10 protein-coding genes, 1 tRNA gene and 3 rRNA genes are annotated in these 19104 nt (G+C 67.1%); all 14 read right to left on the reverse strand.

Annotation, left to right across the window (positions count from 1 at the left end; genetic code table 11):
• Positions 1 to 273: 273 nt before the first annotated feature.
• Positions 274 to 3051, reverse strand: coding sequence for an alpha/beta fold hydrolase (locus ABC270_RS12565; protein WP_412881102.1), 2778 nt, complete (start codon positions 3049 to 3051; stop codon positions 274 to 276).
• 531 nt (positions 3052 to 3582) lie between these two features.
• Positions 3583 to 3657: transfer RNA gene (locus ABC270_RS12570), tRNA-Gln, on the reverse strand.
• Between the two features lie 45 nt (positions 3658 to 3702).
• Positions 3703 to 4653 (reverse strand): NAD(P)/FAD-dependent oxidoreductase, encoded by a 951-nt coding sequence (locus ABC270_RS12575; RefSeq protein ID WP_412882091.1) that lies wholly within the window; start codon positions 4651 to 4653, stop codon positions 3703 to 3705.
• Between the two features lie 41 nt (positions 4654 to 4694).
• Positions 4695 to 6182 carry a glutamate--tRNA ligase gene (gltX, locus tag ABC270_RS12580; protein WP_412881103.1) on the reverse strand — a complete coding sequence of 496 codons (1488 nt, stop codon included), beginning with the start codon at positions 6180 to 6182 and terminating at the stop codon, positions 4695 to 4697.
• Between the two features lie 93 nt (positions 6183 to 6275).
• A 5S ribosomal RNA gene (gene rrf / locus ABC270_RS12585) occupies positions 6276 to 6392 on the reverse strand.
• A gap of 155 nt (positions 6393 to 6547) precedes the next feature.
• Positions 6548 to 9675, reverse strand: a 23S ribosomal RNA gene (locus ABC270_RS12590).
• Positions 9676 to 10135: 460 nt separating this feature from the next.
• A 16S ribosomal RNA gene (locus ABC270_RS12595) occupies positions 10136 to 11657 on the reverse strand.
• Together the 16S, 23S and 5S rRNA genes form the textbook arrangement of a ribosomal RNA operon.
• Before the next feature lie 518 nt (positions 11658 to 12175).
• On the reverse strand, positions 12176 to 12946 hold the full coding sequence (locus tag ABC270_RS12600) for a fumarylacetoacetate hydrolase family protein (protein WP_412881104.1): 771 nt from the start codon (positions 12944 to 12946) through the stop codon (positions 12176 to 12178).
• A gap of 30 nt (positions 12947 to 12976) precedes the next feature.
• Positions 12977 to 14086: a branched-chain amino acid aminotransferase gene (locus tag ABC270_RS12605; RefSeq protein ID WP_412881105.1), complete on the reverse strand. Its 1110-nt coding sequence runs from the start codon at positions 14084 to 14086 to the stop codon at positions 12977 to 12979.
• 12 nt (positions 14087 to 14098) lie between these two features.
• Entirely contained in the window at positions 14099 to 15166 is a 1068-nt protein-coding gene (locus tag ABC270_RS12610) for a 3-isopropylmalate dehydrogenase (protein ID WP_412881106.1), read from the reverse strand.
• 13 nt (positions 15167 to 15179) lie between these two features.
• Complete coding sequence (gene serA / locus ABC270_RS12615; RefSeq protein WP_412881107.1) at positions 15180 to 16769, reverse strand: phosphoglycerate dehydrogenase; 1590 nt, start codon at positions 16767 to 16769, stop codon at positions 15180 to 15182.
• A 161-nt stretch (positions 16770 to 16930) separates the two neighbouring features.
• A complete protein-coding gene (locus ABC270_RS12620) occupies positions 16931 to 17311 on the reverse strand; it encodes a hypothetical protein (protein ID WP_412881108.1) in 381 nt (126 codons plus the stop codon).
• Positions 17308 to 17736, reverse strand: a complete 429-nt coding sequence (locus tag ABC270_RS12625) for a hypothetical protein (protein WP_412881109.1) — start codon at positions 17734 to 17736, stop codon at positions 17308 to 17310. Before ABC270_RS12625 ends, ABC270_RS12620 begins: the two co-directional genes overlap by 4 nt.
• An 83-nt stretch (positions 17737 to 17819) precedes the next feature.
• Entirely contained in the window at positions 17820 to 19010 is a 1191-nt protein-coding gene (locus ABC270_RS12630) for a mannitol-1-phosphate 5-dehydrogenase (protein ID WP_412881110.1), read from the reverse strand.
• Between the last annotated feature and the right edge of the window lie 94 nt (positions 19011 to 19104).

Below are 19104 nucleotides of genomic sequence, written 5' to 3' on the forward strand. Positions count from 1 at the left end.
ACGATCACGGTCCGCGGTCCGGCAGGGGCGCGGGTACGACGCCGCCGGGAGGTCCAGGGGGCGGGTCTTCCCCCTGTGTTCCCACCCTCGCGGCGGCGGGGTGGCCGGTCAACGCCCTGCGGGTCCGCTTGCGGACCACCGGGTGCGGATACGGAAACCCGCAACCGGTGGCGGTCGGCGGTCCCGGTCGCGACGTCGGACGGCCTGGAGGCGCGTGCCGGGCTCGGCACGGGCCTCCAGGCCGTCTTGGGGTCACCGCTGCGGGCGGCGGGGTCACCTGGTGGGGACGGGTGCCGCGTCGAACGCGGCGCGCAGCGCCGCCGCGAGTTCGGCGACGTGCGGTTCGCGGAGGAGCGACGTGTGCTCGCACGCCATGCGGACCGTCTCGGACTCGCCGACGAGGTACCGGCTCCAGCCGTCGGCGTCCGGGTTGGCGTCCGCGAGCACGTAGGTGGACCGACCGCGGAACGGGGTCGGGTGGTGTCGCCGGGTGACGATCTCGGCCTGGTCGAAGAAGGCGTCGAAGTCGTCCTGCCCGCCGAACCGGAGCACGCCCGCGGTGTAGGCCCGGAACCGCTTCGCCGCCTGGGCGCCGTAGGGCACGCCCGCGGGCATGATGCGCTTCGCGACCCGATCGACACCGGAGCGGAACGCGCGCACCGTGGCGTTCCGCGACGGTCGGGGCTCCATCCGGCTGAACAGCAGCCGCGCCTGTTCGCTCTTCGTCCGGGGCAGGTAGGTGTCGAGCAGCGCGAGGTGCTCGACGTGTTCGCCGTTCTCCTCGAGGAGCCGCGCCACCTCCAGCGCGACGAGACCGCCCAGTGAGTGGCCGACGAGCAGGTACGGGCCGCGGGGTTGCACGACGCGCATGAGCGCCAGGTAGCGTCGGGCGCTCCGTTCGATGCTCCAGTCGGGCACGCCGCGGCGTTCGAGTCCGTGCTGCTGGAAGGCGTACACGTCGTGGTCGTCGAGGTACCGCGACAGCGGCAGGAAGGTCAGGGCGAGCGCACCACCGCCCGCGAAGCAGAACACCGGCGGCCGGCCGGCCGTCCGGGCCGAGGAGACCTTGACGACGTCGGGGTGGCTCGGGAGTGCGCTCGTGCCGCCACGGACCCGCCGTGCGAACTGGCGCAGCGTCGGGTGCTCGAGCAGCTCCGCGGACCGCAGGGTGACCCCGAGCCGCTCCTCGACGACGGCGAGCATCTCCTCCGCCGAGAGGGAGTCGCCGCCGAGCGCGGTGAAGTCCTCGTCGAGGGGCACACCCGGCAGCCCGAGGACCCCCGACCAGATCTGCCCGACGACGAGCTCCCACTGGTCGTACGCGCCCTCGGTCATCTCGGCCTCGACGGAGGGTGCCCCCGGCAGCGCCGAACGGTCCACCTTGCCGCGCTCGTTCCGTGGCAGCTCGGTCAGCGGGACGATCGCCGCGGGCACCATGTACTCGGGCAGGCTGCCGCGGAGCGTCTTGCGCAGCGCGGCGGGTGCCGGTGTGCGGTGGCCGGGTCGGGGCACCACGTAGGCGACGAGCCGGGTCGCGGCCGGCGGGGCGACGAGTGCCGTCACGACGACGTCCTGGAGTTCGGGGACGGCTCGGAGCGCCGCCTCGACCTCGGACGGTTCGACCAGGTACCCGCGGACCTTCACGGCGTCGTCGGCCCGCCCGACCAGCACGAGTCGCCCGGCGGCGTCGACCTTCGCGAGGTCGCCGTGCCGCCAGGTCGGGGTGCCGTCGGCGTCGGCGCCGAGGTGGGCCGCGGTCTGGTCCGGATCGCCCCAGTAGCCGGTGGTGACCCCGTCCGAGACGACGACGAGCTCGCCGGTCTCGCCGGGGTCCGCCTCGGAGCCGTCCTCGCGCACGATGCGGATGGTCTTGCTCTCGATCGGCCATCCCGCGGGGACGACGCCGTCGGGGACCGGGTCGTCGGGGTGGACCGGGCAGAACGCCACACTCGCGAGTTCGCTCGCCCCGAAGCCGTTCACGAGGACGGTGTGCGGGCCGAGGTGCGGTCGGATCGCGGCGACGTCGGTGCCGGTGATCGGCTCGCCGACCGTGACGACGAGTCGGAGCCCCGTCAGCCCTGCCCGGGGTCCGCGGTCCGCGCCGGCGACCGCGCCCGTGACCGACCGCAGCAGGTGCGGGGTGCAGAGGACGGTCGTCGCACCGTGGGTCGCGAGGTCGGCGATCGTGCCCTCGACACCGCGGTCCCGGGGTTCGAGCGCCACCACGGCGCACCCGTTCATCAGTCCGGCCAAGGCGTACATGAGTCCCGCGGTGAAGGACAACGGCGCCGCGATCGCGAGCCGGTCCCCCGGGCCGAAGCCGAGCGAGCGGGCGTGCGCCTCGGCGTCGCGCACCTGCTGACGGTGGGTGACCACGACGCCCTTGGGCAGGCCGGTCGACCCGGAGGTGAAGACGATCACGAGCGGGTCCGAGCCGCCCGGGCGCGCGGGGCCCGCGTCGGATCCGGTGGCGGCTCCGGCCTCGTCGGCCGCAGCGCGGGTCTGCAGGGCCGTGAGGTCGTGCACGTGTCCCCGGTCCACCCCTGCTCCGGCGAGTGCCGCCGCGGCCTGCTCGGCGTACGCCGGCGTGGCGACGACCTCCTGGACGTCGGCGAGCCGCACGACGTGCGCGAGCCGTGCCTCCGGGAGGTGGTCGTCGAGCACCACCACCGTCCGTCCGGCCGTCACGAGGGCGAGCACGGCCACGATCGTGTCCGGGGACTGTCCCGCCATGACGCCGACCGGACGCGAGGCGCCACCGCGCTCCGCATCGACACCTGCCCCGCCGTGGTCGTCCGGACGGAGGGCTCGACGCAGCTCCTCGCCGAGGGCACGGACCGTGCCGGCGACCTCGACGAAGCTCCGGTCGCCCTCGGGCGTGATCAGGGCCGGGGCCTCGCCGTGGGCGGCCACGACACGGTCCCACCGGTCGAGGATCGAGTGGTCGGCGGCGGCCGGGACCACGGGCACGTGGCTCCACGGCGCACTGCTGGTCGTCACGGTTGCGGGCACGAGGACTCCCCTGTCGTTCTCGGACGTCGTCACGGGCACGCGACGACCCTGTGACGCTACGGCCAGGACAGGTCGCCGAGGACGGCTCGGCTCCCGTCGTGCGGTTCCCCGCAACGGCCGGTAGGCACGGCTCCCTCCGCCGGGGCCGCCGCCCGACCACGCGTGGCCGCTGTGCACCCGCACAGGTCCGCGGATCGAGCGGCTCGCCGTCGCGGAGCGCGCCGAGCTGCGAGGAGGCCGGCCCGAGCTCCGCGGACCCCCCTCGTGCCGTTCGGCGCAGGTCTGCTTCCGGTTCACGCGCGCGTCGGTCTGCGGTTCCCCGCAGTCGACCACCGGCGGTCGGCAACACCCGGTGGTCGGTGGTCGGTGGTCGGCAGTCGCAGTCGCAGTCGCAGTCGGCAGTCGGCAGTCGGCAGTCGGCAGTCGGCGAAGAATTCTGTCGTGGACGCGACGATCGGGCGTGTCGTCCGTGCCGATGGTCGCGACCCGCGCCCCGTGAGCCCTGTGGGTAGCTCAGAGCCCGACAACGCAACAGGCCCCCGACTTCTGTCGGGGGCCTGTTCACGATGATGGCTGGGGTACCTGGACTCGAACCAAGAACGACGGTACCAGAAACCGCTGTGTTGCCAATTACACCATACCCCAAGAGGCCTCGCGGCCTCGCGTCCCGGTCGCCCGGGGCACGATCAACTACTGTACAGCATCCCGGAGGTCCGTGAGACCACCGATGAGGTCACGGTGCACCGCGGAGGCCGTCCGGGCCCCGTGACCGGCCGCCACGATGAGCTGCTCCGGCCCCGGCGGCGTCACGTCGCCCACCGCGTAGACGCCCCGGACGGCCGTCCGCCCGACACCGTCCACGACGAGGAGCCCCTCGGCATCGCGCTCGACGTCAGCGCGGAGCCACTCGGTGTCGACGTGCCAGACCGGCCGCACGAAGCCCCCCGTGCGAGGTTCGACGTGCCCGTCCACCAGTCGCACACCGGTCATGCCGGACCGATCGCCCTCGAGGTCGGCGACCCGACGCTCGTCGACGCGGACGCCGGCCGTCGCGAGTCGCGCACGCCCGGCATCGTCGAGCGTCGGGGCGCCGTTCGTGTACACGATCAGGTCGGCCGACCACGCCGCGAGGAACAGTGCCCGCTCGACCACGTCGGGCGTCTCGCAAACGAACGCGAGCGGCTCGCCGGCCTTCTCGTACCCGTCGCACTCGACGCAGCTGTGCACGGAGGTTCCGTAGAACGCCCGCAGCATCGGCAGCGCGGGGAACTCCTCGCGGAGGCCCGTCGCCACCACGACCGCACGGGCGGACGCGGTGACCTCGCTCCCCCGCCACGAGGCGTGCACGCGCCAGCGATCACCGTCCGGAGCGACCTCGTCGACCGTCGCCTGCACGACGGTCGCCTCCGGGTACGACTCGACCTCGGCGCGCCCGAGCTTCCGGAGCTCGAGCGGCGACACCCCGTCCCGCGTGAGGAACCCGTGCGACCGGAGCGTCGCGGCGTTCCGCGGGCGGTTCGCGTCGACGAGCAGCACGGTCCGCCGCGCCCGCACCAGGTTGAGCGCGGCACTGAGGCCCGCCGGCCCTGCGCCGATGACGGCGACGTCGACGGTCAGCACCGCGTCATCCGGAGCGGGCACGCCGGCCGCAGCCGTCGCACCATCGTGCTGCGACACGGTCGTCAGCGGGCTGCGAGGGCGCGCAGCCGGGCCAGGGTGGAGGTCTTGCCGAGGATCTCCATCGACTCGAACAGCGGCGGCGAGATCCGACGACCGGACACAGCGACCCGCAGGGGCCCGAACGCCAGACGCGGCTTCAGCCCGAGACCGTCGATGAGCGCTGCTCGCAGCGCGGCCTCGATCGCCGAGGACTCCCACGGTTCGAGCGCCTCGAGCGCCTCGATGCTCGTCGTCAGCACCGTTCCGGCGTCGTCCTTGAGCGTGGCCGCGGCGTCGTCCTCGACCACGAGGTCGTCGTCGGCCGTGAACAGGAAGCCCAGCATCGCCGGCGCCTCGCTCAGCACCTGCATGCGCTCCTGCACGAGCGGAGCCGCAGCCGTGAGCACCCGCTCCTGCTCGGCCGTGGGCGGGGACGCCACGAAGTCCGTCAGGTACGGCATCAGGCGGTCGCGGAAGTCATCCGGTGCGAGCAGACGGATGTGGTCGCCGTTGATCGCCTCGGCCTTCTTCTGGTCGAAGCGGGCCGGGTTCGGGTTCACGTCGGCGACGTCGAACGCGGCGACCATCTCGTCGATCGAGAACACGTCGCGGTCGGGGCCGATCGACCACCCGAGGAGCGCGAGGTAGTTCACGAGACCCTCCGGCACCATGCCGTTCGCTCGGTGGTGGAACAGGTTCGACTCCGGGTCGCGCTTCGAGAGCTTCTTGTTGCCCTCCCCCATCACGTACGGGAGGTGACCGAAGACCGGGATCGACTCGGCCAGACCGATCTCGTACAGCGCCTCGTACAGCGCGATCTGTCGCGGCGTCGACGACAGCAGGTCTTCACCGCGGAGCACGTGCGTGATCCCCATCAGGGCGTCGTCCACCGGGTTCGTGAACGTGTACAGCGGCTTCCCGTTCGGACGCACCACGACGAAGTCCGGGAACGTTCCGTGCTTGAACGTGATCTCCCCGCGGACGAGATCGTCGAACGAGAGGTCACGGTCGGGCACGCGGAGCCGGAGCGCCGGCTGCCGACCCTCGTCACGGAACGCCTGGCGCTCCGCGTCGGTGAGGTCGCGCTCGTGGTTGTCGTACCCCTGCTTCGGGTCGCGACCGGCCGCCCGGTTGCGCGCCTCCATCTCCTCCGGCGTGACGTAGGACTCGTACATGTGACCGGAGGCCCGGAGCTTCGCGATGACGTCGTCGTAGACGTCCGACCGCTGCGACTGGCGGTACGGACCGTGCGGGCCGCCGACGTCCACACCCTCGTCCCAGTCCAGCCGCAGCCAGCGGAGGGCCTCGAGGATCTGCTCGTACGACTCCTCACTGTCGCGCGCAGCATCGGTGTCCTCGATGCGGAACACGAGCTTGCCGCCCGTGTGGCGCGCGTACGCCCAGTTGAAGAGCGCCGTCCGGATCAGGCCCACATGGGGTGTGCCCGTCGGGCTCGGGCAGAAGCGGACTCGGACGTCGGAGCCGGTGGCAGTGGTGAACGGTGCAGTCATGACGGCACCAGCCTACCGGCGGTGCACGCCCCTGGAAACGCAGAAAACCCCTGACCACGTCGTGGTCAGGGGTTCCTGGTGTTGCAACGTTGAGTCCGGCGGCGTCCTACTCTCCCACAAGGTCCCCCTTGCAGTACCATCGGCGCTGAGAGGCTTAGCTTCCGGGTTCGGAATGTGACCGGGCGTTTCCCTCTCGCTATGACCACCGGAACACTCTCGACCCAATCAAGGGAAATCTCGAAAGCTGTTCCGCGGGTGCCCGTATCGAGCACAGCGCGGTGTTCAGTTTCGTGTTCCCGATCGTCTGTCGGGAACCACAAAGTGGACGCGAGCCCCACACCCGTGAAGGTGTGGGAAATCAGTGTGTTGTCAAGTCTTCGGCTTATTAGTACCGGTCAGCTCCACGGGTCGTTGGTCCCCGCTTCCACATCCGGCCTATCAACCCAGTAGTCTGCTGGGAGCCTCTCACACTCAAGGTGCATGGAAATCTCATCTCGAAGACGGCTTCCCGCTTAGATGCTTTCAGCGGTTATCCGGTCCGAACGTAGCTAATCAGCGGTGCCCTTGGCAGAACAACTGACACACCAGAGGTTCGTCCATCCCGGTCCTCTCGTACTAGGGATAGATCTTCTCAAATTTCCAACGCGCGCAGCGGATAGGGACCGAACTGTCTCACGACGTTCTAAACCCAGCTCGCGTACCGCTTTAATGGGCGAACAGCCCAACCCTTGGGACCTACTCCAGCCCCAGGATGCGACGAGCCGACATCGAGGTGCCAAACCATGCCGTCGATATGGACTCTTGGGCAAGATCAGCCTGTTATCCCCGAGGTACCTTTTATCCGTTGAGCGACAGCGCTTCCACAAGCCACTGCCGGATCACTAGTCCCGACTTTCGTCCCTGCTCGACCTGTCAGTCTCACAGTCAAGCTCCCTTGTGCACTTACACTCGCCACCTGATTGCCAACCAGGTTGAGGGAACCTTTGGGCGCCTCCGTTACTCTTTGGGAGGCAACCGCCCCAGTTAAACTACCCACCAGGCACTGTCCATGAACCCGATCAGGGTCCTACGTTAGACATCCAGAGTGACCAGAGTGGTATTTCAACAATGACTCCACGAACACTAGCGTGCCCGCTTCACAGTCTCCCACCTATCCTACACAAGCCACACCGAACACCAATACCAAGCTGTAGTAAAGGTCACGGGGTCTTTCCGTCCTGCTGCGCGTAACGAGCATCTTTACTCGTAGTGCAATTTCGCCGAGTTCGCGGTTGAGACAGCTGGGAAGTCGTTACGCCATTCGTGCAGGTCGGAACTTACCCGACAAGGAATTTCGCTACCTTAGGATGGTTATAGTTACCACCGCCGTTTACTGGGGCTTAAATTCAGAGCTTCGCCCAAAGGCTAACCCTTCCTCTTAACCTTCCAGCACCGGGCAGGCGTCAGTCCGTATACATCGTCTTGCGACTTCGCACGGACCTGTGTTTTTAGTAAACAGTCGCTTCCCACTGGTCTCTGCGGCCTTCACCGCTCACGGAGCAAGTCCGGTCACGGTTCCGGCCCCCCTTCTCCCGAAGTTACGGGGGCATTTTGCCGAGTTCCTTAACCACGATTCTCTCGATCTCCTTGGTATTCTCTACCTGACCACCTGAGTCGGTTTCGGGTACGGGCGGCTGCAACCTCGCGTCGATGCTTTTCTCGGCAGCATAGGATCACTGATTTCCCCAAAACGGGTACGCGTCGGATCTCAGGCATGCAGACGACGGATTTGCCTATCGTCAGCCCTACATCCTTACACCAGGTTCACCTTACGGATACCATCGCCTGGCTCAGCTACCTTCCTGCGTCACACCTGTTCATACGCTAGCCGCACCAGCATGGGGTCGAGCGTTAGACCGGCCCGCATCACCCCGAAGGGATCCGCTGGTCCGGGTTAGGACTCTTAGCACCACTGGATTAGCTTGGGCGGTTGTTCGCCGGTACGGGAATATCAACCCGTTGTCCATCGACTACGCCTGTCGGCCTCGCCTTAGGTCCCGACTTACCCAGGGCGGATTAACCTGGCCCTGGAACCCTTGGTCTTTCGGAGGACGGGTTTCTCACCCGTCTTTCGCTACTCATGCCTGCATTCTCACTCGTGTAGCGTCCACGGCTGGATTCCTCCGCCGCTTCACTCGCCACACGACGCTCTCCTACCACTCCGCACGACTGAACCACGAAGGCTTATCGAGTGTGCGAAATCTACAACTTCGGCGGTGTGCTTGAGCCCCGTTACATTGTCGGCGCGGAATCACTTGACCAGTGAGCTATTACGCACTCTTTCAAGGGTGGCTGCTTCTAAGCCAACCTCCTGGTTGTCTGTGCAACTCCACATCCTTTCCCACTTAGCACACGCTTAGGGGCCTTAGTTGGTAGTCTGGGTTGTTTCCCTCTCGACGATGAAGCTTATCCCCCACCGTCTCACTGCTGCGCTCTCACTCACCGGCATTCGGAGTTTGGCTGACGTCAGTAACCTGTTGAGGCCCATCGGCCATCCAGTAGCTCTACCTCCGGCGAGAAACACGCAACGCTGCACCTAAATGCATTTCGGAGAGAACCAGCTATCACGAAGTTTGATTGGCCTTTCACCCCTATCCACAGCTCATCCCCTCCATTTTCAACTGAAGTGGGTTCGGTCCTCCACGACGTCTTACCGTCGCTTCAACCTGGCCATGGATAGATCACTTCGCTTCGGGTCTAGGACATGCGACTGAACCGCCCTATTCAGACTCGCTTTCGCTACGGCTACCCCACACGGGTTAACCTCGCCACATATCACTAACTCGCAGGCTCATTCTTCAAAAGGCACGCCGTCACCCCTACAAGGAGGCTCCGACGGTTTGTAAGCAAACGGTTTCAGGTACTATTTCACTCCCCTCCCGGGGTACTTTTCACCTTTCCCTCACGGTACTTGTCCGCTATCGGTCATCTGGGAGTATTTAGGCTTATCAGGTGGTCCTGACAGATTCACACGGGATTTCTCGGGCCCCGTGCTACTTGGGATACACATCCGGCCATAACACCATTTCGTCTACGGGGCTGGCACCCACTACGGCCCGGCTTTCAAACCGGTTCGACTATGATGCGCTGTAACCGCCCCAGTCCGGCAGAACTGAGCGACGTGTCCCACAACCCCGACCATGCAACGCCCGCCGGCTATCACACATGATCGGTTTAGCCTCATCCGCTTTCGCTCGCCACTACTCACGGAATCACATGTTGTTTTCTCTTCCTGTGGGTACTGAGATGTTTCACTTCCCCACGTTCCCTCTACCCGCCCTATATATTCAGGCGGGAGTCACCAGGTCGACAAGTCGCCTGGCGGGGTTTCCCCATTCGGAAATCCTCGGCTCACAGCTCGATTATCAGCTCCCCGAGGCTTATCGCAGATTTCTACGTCCTTCTTCGGCTCCAGATGCCAAGGCATCCACCGTTTGCTCTTAGAAACTTGACCACAAAGATTAAAATTGCGATCGACTCGAACAACAACATCAGCCCGAAAGCCTCGTCATCGTCACGAGCGATCTAAGATGCTCGCGTCCACTGTGTAGTTCTCAACATACGATCGGCACCACACTCCCCGAGCAGACAACCCGCTCGCTTCATGTGGCCCACCGAAGAACCAGCAACACCCAGCCACCCCATACAGGGAACCGACTGTCACGGCTCAACCCCCGATCATCACGACCGGGAAGCCTGGTCCCTCAGGACCCAACAACGTGCACCAGCCACCTGCGCTTCCCACCAACCCGTTCCCGACCAGCCCCGAAGGACCAGCCGTACTAGGGTCGGCAGACGCGCCGACGACTGCACTGTCAATGTTCCACCCATGAGCTACCGGCAACCACACTCGGGTTGCATCGGCGCCTGAACCAGCCTGCGTTGAATCAACACAGTGGTCAGATGCTCCTTAGAAAGGAGGTGATCCAGCCGCACCTTCCGGTACGGCTACCTTGTTACGACTTAGTCCTAATCACCGATCCCACCTTCGACGGCTCCTTCCACAAGGGTTAGGCCACCGGCTTCGGGTGTTACCGACTTTCATGACTTGACGGGCGGTGTGTACAAGGCCCGGGAACGTATTCACCGCAGCGTTGCTGATCTGCGATTACTAGCGACTCCGACTTCATGAGGTCGAGTTGCAGACCTCAATCCGAACTGAGACCGGCTTTTTGGGATTCGCTCCACCTTACGGTATCGCAGCCCTTTGTACCGGCCATTGTAGCATGCGTGAAGCCCAAGACATAAGGGGCATGATGATTTGACGTCATCCCCACCTTCCTCCGAGTTGACCCCGGCAGTCTCCTATGAGTCCCCGCCATAACGCGCTGGCAACATAGAACGAGGGTTGCGCTCGTTGCGGGACTTAACCCAACATCTCACGACACGAGCTGACGACAACCATGCACCACCTGTACACCGACCACAAGGGGGCGACCATCTCTGGCCGTTTCCGGTGTATGTCAAGCCTTGGTAAGGTTCTTCGCGTTGCATCGAATTAATCCGCATGCTCCGCCGCTTGTGCGGGCCCCCGTCAATTCCTTTGAGTTTTAGCCTTGCGGCCGTACTCCCCAGGCGGGGCGCTTAATGCGTTAGCTACGACACAGAAACCGTGGAAAGGTCCCTACATCTAGCGCCCAACGTTTACGGCGTGGACTACCAGGGTATCTAATCCTGTTCGCTCCCCACGCTTTCGCTCCTCAGCGTCAGTTACGGCCCAGAGATCTGCCTTCGCCATCGGTGTTCCTCCTGATATCTGCGCATTCCACCGCTACACCAGGAATTCCAATCTCCCCTACCGCACTCTAGTCTGCCCGTACCCACTGCAAGCCCGAGGTTGAGCCTCGGGATTTCACAGCAGACGCGACAAACCGCCTACGAGCTCTTTACGCCCAATAATTCCGGACAACGCTTGCACCCTACGTATTACCGCGGCTGCTGGCACGTAGTTAGCCGGTGCTTTTTCTGCAGGTACCGTCACTTTCGCTTCTTCCCTACTAAAAGAGGTTTACAACCCGAAGGCCGTCATCCCTCACGCGGCGTTGCTGCATCAGGCTTTCGCCCATTGTGCAATATTCCCCACTGCTGCCTCCCGTAGGAGTCTGGGCCGTGTCTCAGTCCCAGTGTGGCCGGTCACCCTCTCAGGCCGGCTACCCGTCGTCGCCTTGGTGAGCCATTACCTCACCAACAAGCTGATAGGCCGCGAGTCCATCCCCAACCAAAAAATCTTTCCACCACCAGGCCATGCGACCAGTAGTCATATCCAGTATTAGACGTCGTTTCCAACGCTTATCCCAGAGTCAGGGGCAGGTTACTCACGTGTTACTCACCCGTTCGCCACTAATCCACCCAGCAAGCTGGGCTTCATCGTTCGACTTGCATGTGTTAAGCACGCCGCCAGCGTTCGTCCTGAGCCAGGATCAAACTCTCCGTAAAAAAATTACCAACCATGCTCCGAAGAACACAGCCGAGTTGATCTTGACTGTTGACTGTCTACTGACAATCTTCAATCCAAAAGGAATTGTCTCCGGACCGAGCAAGCTCGGCCACGGGGTCAATAAATTGGCATTGACAATGTGCACGCTGTTGAGTTCTCAAGGACCAGACGCACTCCCCACTCCACCCCGAACACGAGGCTTCGCCAGAGAGGCACTTCCTTCCACACCGAACAGCCCACCTTGCGGTGACGCTTCATCGGGGTGACGTTGCTGCGAGCGGGACCCCGTCCGGACTGCATCCCCAGGTCTTCGACCCGGTGACCGTCTCGGCCGTTCCGTTCTCCGCCTCAGCGGCAACGAGTGATTACTCTACACACGCCCTGGGGGCCCCGCCAACCGTCGTCCATCCCGGGCGTGTCGCGTTCGGCTGGGTCAGCAGCAGCTCCGTCCCGATCGGCTCGGGAACGGCGAACGGCCCGCTCCCTCTGCGGGGAACGGGCCGTTCGGTGGAGCAGGTCAGAGCTTCGCGATGACCGGGTTCGTCAGGGAACCGAGCCCCGAGATCGTCACCTCGACGACCTCGCCGTCGCGGATCTCGCCGACGCCGGCCGGTGTCCCGGTGAGGATGACGTCACCGGGCAGGAGCGTCCAGATCGACGAGACGAACTCGATGAGCGTCGGGATGTCGTGGATCATCTCGCTCGTGGAGGCCGCCTGGCGCAGCTCACCGTCCACGCGGGTCTCGAGACGGAGGTCCGACGGGTCGATCTCGGTCTCGATCGCGGGGCCCAGCGGGCAGAACGTGTCGAAGCCCTTCGCGCGGGTCCACTGGCCGTCCCGGGCCTGGAGGTCACGGGCGGTCACGTCGTTCGCGATCGTGTAGCCGAGGATGACGCTGGCGAAGTCTTCCCGGCGGACGTTCTTCGCGAGCGAGCCGATCACGATGGCGAGCTCTCCCTCGTGGTCGACGCGGCCGACACCGGCAGGGAGGCGGATCGGGTCGTCGGGCCCGATCACCGTCGTGTTCGGCTTGAGGAACACCACGGGGTCGTCGCTCGACCGCTCGTCCATCTCGGAAGCGTGCTCGGCGTAGTTGAGCCCGACGCCGATCACCTTCGAGCGCGGGATCACCGGGGCGAGCAGCTTCGCCTCCTTCAGGGGCACCCGCTCCCCCGTGGTCTCGAACCCCTGGTACATCGGGTCCCCCGCGAGCACGACGAGGTCGCGCTCGTCGAGGATGCCGTAGCGGGGGTCTTCACCCTTGCTGCTGAACCGTGCGATCTTCACCGTTCGACCCTACCGACGCCCGCGCCGCGATCAGGACGCGTCGGTCAGCTTGGTCATCCACCCGTGGGGGTCGGGGCGACGGCCGTACTGGATGTCGGTGAGTTCCTGGCGGAGCGACATCGTCAGCTCGCCGGCGCCCTCGGTCGGCGAACCGATCGTGAAGCCATCGCCGCGGAGCTCCGCGATCGGGGTCACCACGGCGGCGGTCCCGCACGCGAAGGCCTCGGTGATCGAGCCGTCGGCCACCCCGTCGCGCCACTCGTCGAGGGTCACGCGGCGACGCTCGACCCGGAGACCGCGGTCTTCCGCGAGCTGCAGGATCGAGTCCCGCGTGATGCCTTCGAGGATGGAGTCGGAGTCCGGCGTCACGAGTGTGCCGTCGGCCTGCACGAGGACGACGTTCATCCCGCCGAGCTCCTCGAGGTACTTGCCCTCCTGCGAGTCGAGGAACATGACCTGCTGGCAGCCGTGCTCGTAGGCCTCCTGCTGGGGCAGCAGCGACGACGCGTAGTTGCCGCCGGTCTTCGCGGCACCGGTCCCGCCCTTACCGGCGCGGGCGTAGGTGGTCGACAGCCAGATCGACACGGGCTTCGGCCCCGACGTGAAGTACGCGCCGGCCGGGCTCGCGATGCAGTGGTAGTCCACCGCCTGCGCTGCGCGGACGCCGAGGAACGACTCGGTCGCGATCATGAACGGCCGCAGGTACAGGCTGGTCTCGGGCGCCGACGGCACCCAGTCCACGTCCGTCTGCACGAGCTGCCGGATCGACTCGACGAACGCCTCGATTGGGAGCTCCGGGAGCGCCAGGCGCACGGCCGAGCGCTGGAACCGGCGGGCGTTCGCGTCGGGCCGGAAGGTCCACACCGAGCCGTCCGCGTGGCGGTAGGCCTTGAGCCCCTTGAAGATCTCCTGCGCGTAGTGCAGGACGCTCGCGCTCGGGTCCAGGGTCAGCGGACCGTACGGGTGGATCGACGCGTCGTGCCAGCCGTCCTCGAGGGTCCAGCGGACGGTGGCCATGTGGTCGGTGAAGTGCTTGCCGAAGCCCGGGTCCGCGAGGATCGCCTCGCGCTCGGCGGCGGCGCGACGCTCGGGCGACGGGGTGGTGGAGAACTCGAGCCCGAAGGCGGTGTCGGTCGACATGGGTGACTCCTGTCAGGCGGTGGTGGTGCGTGCCGCGACCGCGGCGGCGACGGCGTCGCCGATCTCGGCCGTGCGACGCTGCGTGGTGCCCCGGTCCGCGAGGTCCGCCTCGACCGCCCGGGTGACCACCGACGCCAGGTCGCTGCGACCGATGTGGTCGAGCAGCAGGGCGACGGAGAGGATGGCGGCCGTGGGATCGGCCTTCTGCTGACCCGCGATGTCCGGCGCGGAGCCGTGGACCGGCTCGAACATGCTGGGGAAGGTGCCGTCCGGGTTGATGTTGCCCGAGGCCGCCAGACCGATGCCGCCGCTGATCGCGCCGGCCAGGTCCGTGATGATGTCGCCGAAGAGGTTGTCGGTGACGATGACGTCGAACCTACCAGGGTCCTGCACCATGTGGATGGTGACGGCGTCGACGTGCTGGTAGTCCACCGTGACGTCCGGGTACTCGGCCCCGACCGCAGCGACCGTGCGCTGCCAGAGCGACCCCGCGTGGACGAGGACGTTGCTCTTGTGCACGAGCGTCAGGTGCTTCCGCGGCCGGCGGTCCGCGAGGTCGAACGCGTACCGCACGACCCGCTCGACGCCGTGCGCCGTGTTGAGCGACACCTCGGTCGCGATCTCGTGCGGGGTCCCGACGCGGATCGCGCCGCCGTTGCCGACGTACGGCCCCTCGGTGCCCTCACGGACGACGACGAAGTCGACGTCGCCCGGGGACGACAGGGGGGTCGTCACGGTCGGGTAGACGACGGTGGGCCGGAGGTTGACGTAGTGGTCGAACGCGAAGCGGAGCTTGAGCAGCAGGCCACGCTCGATGAGGCCGCCGGCGAGCCGGGGGTCGCGCGGGTCGCCTCCGACGGCGCCGAGCAGGATCGCGTCGTGCGACGCGATCGCCGCCATGTCGTCGTCGGTGAGGACGTCCCCGGTCGCGAGGAACCGGTCGGCGCCGAGCGAGAACGCGGTCTCCTCGACGACGAGGTCGTCCGGCAGCACGGCGTGCAGCACCTTCAGCGCCTCGTCGACGACCTCGGGTCCGATGCCGTCCCCGCGGACGACGGCGAGCTTCACGGTCTGCGTCATCTGCCGGACTCCCCTACAGCGTGATGTCGATCTCGCGGAGCGAGGTCGCGTCGATGGTGGAGCGGACGTGCTCGAGGATCTCGGCGGGGACCGGCGAGTCGACCGTCAGGACGCTGAGCGCCTGACCGCCGGCGGCCTCGCGCGAGATCTGCATCGCGGCGATGTTGATCCCGGCGTCGCCGAACTCCTTGCCGTAGACCGCCACGATGCCGGGTCGGTCGACGTACTCCATGACGACGTGGTGCCGGTCGAGCGGGACCTCGACGTCGTGGCCGTTGATCTCGACGAGCTTCTCGACCTGCTTCGGGCCGGTGAGCGTGCCCGAGACGCTGATCGCCGGGCCGTCGGACTGGGCGCCGCGGATCGTGAGGACGTTGCGGTACTCCGGGCTGTCGGCGTCCGTGATGAGCCGCACCGAGACCCCTCGTTGCTCCGCGATGAGCGGGGCGTTGACGTACGAGACCTGGTCGCTGACGACGTCGGTGAAGACGCCCTTGAGCGCCGCGAGCTTGAGGACGCTGACGTCGTACCCGGCGAGCTCGCCGTGGACCTCGACGTCGATGCTCGTCACCGGGGAGGTCGCGAGCGCGGTGAAGACCTGGCCGAGCTTCTCGACGAGGGGGATGCCCGGACGCACGTACGGGTCGATGACGCCGCCGGCGACGTTCACCGCGTCCGGCACGAGCTCTCCGCCGAGCGCCAGGCGAACCGACTTGGCGACAGACACGCCCGCCTTCTCCTGGGCCTCGTCGGTCGAGGCACCGAGGTGCGGCGTCACGACCACGTTCGGGAGCGACGTCAGCGCGTCGTCCTGCGGCGGCTCGGACACGAAGACGTCGAGACCGGCGCCCGCGATCGTGCCGGAGGTGAGGGCACGCCGCAGCGCGTCCTCGTCGATGAGCCCGCCGCGGGCGACGTTCACGACGAAGGCGGTCGGCTTCATGAGCGCGAACTGCTCGTCGGAGATCATCCCGAGGGTCTCGGGGGTCTTCGGCATGTGGATCGTGGTGAAGTCCGCGCGACGGAGCAGGTCCTCGAGGGAGACGAGCTCGACGCCGAGCTGCTGCGCGCGGGCGGTGGTGACGTAGGGGTCGTACGCGATCACCGAGACGCCGAACGCCTGCAGGCGCTGGGTGATGAGCGCACCAATGCGGCCGAGGCCGATGATGCCGACGGTCTTCTCGTAGAGCTCGACGCCCGTGTAGGCCGAGCGCTTCCAGGCGCCACCGGCGAGGGACGCGTGCGCAGCCGGGATGTGCCGTGCGAGCGACAGGATGTGCCCGACGGTGAGCTCCGCGGCGGAGATGATGTTCGAGGTCGGCGCGTTCACGACCATCACACCGGCGGCCGTCGCCGCCTTGATGTCGACGTTGTCCAGACCGACACCGGCGCGGGCGACGACCTGCAGGTTCGGTGCCGCGGCGATCGCCTCGGCGTCGACCTTGGTGGCGGAGCGCACCAGGATCGCGTTCGCGTCGGCGAGGGCGGACAGGAGCGCTGGCCGGTCGGTGCCGTCCACGTTCCGGATCTCGAAGTCGGGCCCGAGGGCGTCGACGGTGGCGGGCGAGAGTTCTTCGGCGATCAGGACGACCGGCTTCGGCACGACTGCTGTTTCCTCACACGAGACGGGCGGTATCCCACCATGCTATCGACGCGAGCGGCTGGTTACGACCGCCGTGACGCCGTGACGGCGACCGGAGGACGGACGGGAGGCACGGCGCGCGTCGCGATCCGTGCCTCCCGTCCGGTGGTGGGTCGGGTGGGTCAGGACCCGATCACGGTCGTGCTCGTCACGTACTGCAGGAGGGTGAACCAGAGTGCGCTCACCGCGCAGAGCGCGGTGAGGAACACGACCACCGTGCGGAGCGGCGGCATGCGTCGGGACACGAGGAGGGCGACGACGAAGCCGACCGGAGCGATCGCGACGTCGAGGACGAGTGCCGTCCACGGCACCGAGCTCTGGAGCGCGGTCGCGCCGTTCTTCGCGAGGAACTCGTTGTTCTGCAGGATCGGCGTCGAGACCCCGACGAAGTTGCCGACGGCCTGCCACGTGACGTAGGCGAGGAGGAGCGCCGCGACGACCCAGATCGCGATGCGCCACGGCGCCAGGACCCGCGCGGGTGCGGGTGCGGTGTCGGCGGTCACCCGAAGCTCCTCGTCAGGATGAAGGGCCACGGGATGAGGACGACGGCGCCGATCACGAGCCAGACGAACTTGGTGCGGTTCCTGGCGGACTGACCGAGCCAGAGCGTGGCGACGAACCAGAGGGCCGGGGCGACGATCGCGAGGGCGCGCATCACCTCGGAGGCGGGGTCGGCGACGGCGAGCACGCTCGCGCTGATCAGCCACGCGACCGTGTAGAGCAGGTAGAGACCACCGAGGACGCCGAACCCGATGAGCGGCCCGGAGCCGAGCGGGCCCTCGTCACCGTCGTGCGAGCGATGCTCCCTGACGGCCACCGGGTTGTGAGCGGCGTCGACGTGCGTGGCATCGTCCGCGTCGCCCCAGCGCAGTGCGTCGTCGTCCTCGTGGTCGACGGACCCGTCCGGAGGTGGTGCTGCCGTGGTCATGGCACCGATTCTACGAGGCGTCGCGCGAGCGGAGCGCGCCCTGCCCGCCCGCGCCCGGCCGGTGAGCCGGGAGGGGATCGGCCTCAGGCGTCGGCCGACTCGGTCTCGAGCACGGCGGCGACGACGTCGCGCACCGCGGGGAAGAGCGGGTGGCTCTCCATCAGGCCCGTGAGGATCTCGGTGAGGGCGTGCGCGGTCGCTCCCGAGCGCAGCAGGGCGTGCAGCTCGATCGACTCCGGGTCGTCCTGGTCGTCGAAGGCCAGCGCTGCCCGGATCGCCCCGAGCAGGTGGTCGACCGGCAGCCCGCGCTCGGCGAGCTGGGACGCGGGACCGACGAAGCGCTCGCGTCGGCCGAGCTTCCGGAGCGGGTTGCGACCGACGCGGAACGTGGTGTCGGGCAGGTGCGGGTTCGCGATGCGGGACAGGTTCGCGGCGACGTAGCGCGCGTGCTCCTCCGGGTCGAACCCGTGCTTCGCGATAAGCAGGGCGGTGGTCTCGGCGAGCACGCCGTCGACCTCGGCCCGGACCTCGCGGTCCTCGAGGGCCTCCCGGATGAGGCGGATGCCGCGCGTGTAGCCGTGGTACGCGGCCGTCGCGTGTGCGGTGTTCACCGTGTAGAGCTTCCGCTCCACGAAGGGCTGGAGGTCGTCGACCCAGGTGACGCCGTCGATGACGGGCGGTTCGCTGTCGGAGGCGTCGAAGGGGGTCCGCTCGATCACCCACTCGTAGAAGGGCTCGAGCACGACGTCGAGGCCGCCGGACTGTCCGAGCACCCCGGACTGGTCCGGGACGATGCGGTCGATCGCGCAGTTCGCGAAGACGGCGGCGACGTCACGGTCCTCGAGGACGGGGGCCCGGCGGATGCTCGCGTGGAGCGAGTCCGTGGCGTTGAAGGCGTTCTCGCACGCGACGATCGTGACGTCGCCGCGGTCGGCGCTGCGGGCGGCGAGGCCCTCGGCGATGACGGGGGCGACGAGCGGGAGGGTGCGTGCTCCGACCGCGGTCGTGACGACGTCGGCCTCGGCGATGGCCTTGACGACGCGCTCCCGGTCGGACTTGCTGTTCAGGGCGCGGAAGCCGTACACGAGGTGCTCGACCGGCATCTCGCCGACCTCGTGCACCACGAAGCGACCGGCCTCGTTGAGGGCGGAGACCACGCGCTCGTCGACGTCGACGAAGGTGAGCTCGTAGCCGCTCGCCACGAGGAACTGGCCCACGAAGCCGCGCCCGATCTTGCCGGCGCCGATGTGGACCGCTCGTCTCGTCACCGCCATCGGACGATCATCCCATGCCGATCGGTACGGTCCTGACCACCGTGGACGGTGATCGACGACGGCCGTCGGAGGACGGACGGCGATGCGCTGCGGA

This window comes from Curtobacterium phoenicis (assembly GCF_047238015.1).
Classification (GTDB): Bacteria; Actinomycetota; Actinomycetes; order Actinomycetales; family Microbacteriaceae; genus Curtobacterium.

Bases quoted from the DNA above. Each gene is read 5' to 3' on its own strand.
- gltX (WP_412881103.1), bottom strand. From the start codon at position 6,182: ATGACTGCACCGTTCACCACTGCCACCGGCTCCGACGTCCGAGTCCGC.
- ABC270_RS12605 (WP_412881105.1), bottom strand. From the start codon at position 14,086: ATGTCGACCGACACCGCCTTCGGGCTCGAGTTCTCCACCACCCCGTCG.
- ABC270_RS12610 (WP_412881106.1), bottom strand. From the start codon at position 15,166: ATGACGCAGACCGTGAAGCTCGCCGTCGTCCGCGGGGACGGCATCGGA.
- ABC270_RS12625 (WP_412881109.1), bottom strand. From the start codon at position 17,736: ATGACCACGGCAGCACCACCTCCGGACGGGTCCGTCGACCACGAGGAC.
- ABC270_RS12630 (WP_412881110.1), bottom strand. From the start codon at position 19,010: ATGGCGGTGACGAGACGAGCGGTCCACATCGGCGCCGGCAAGATCGGG.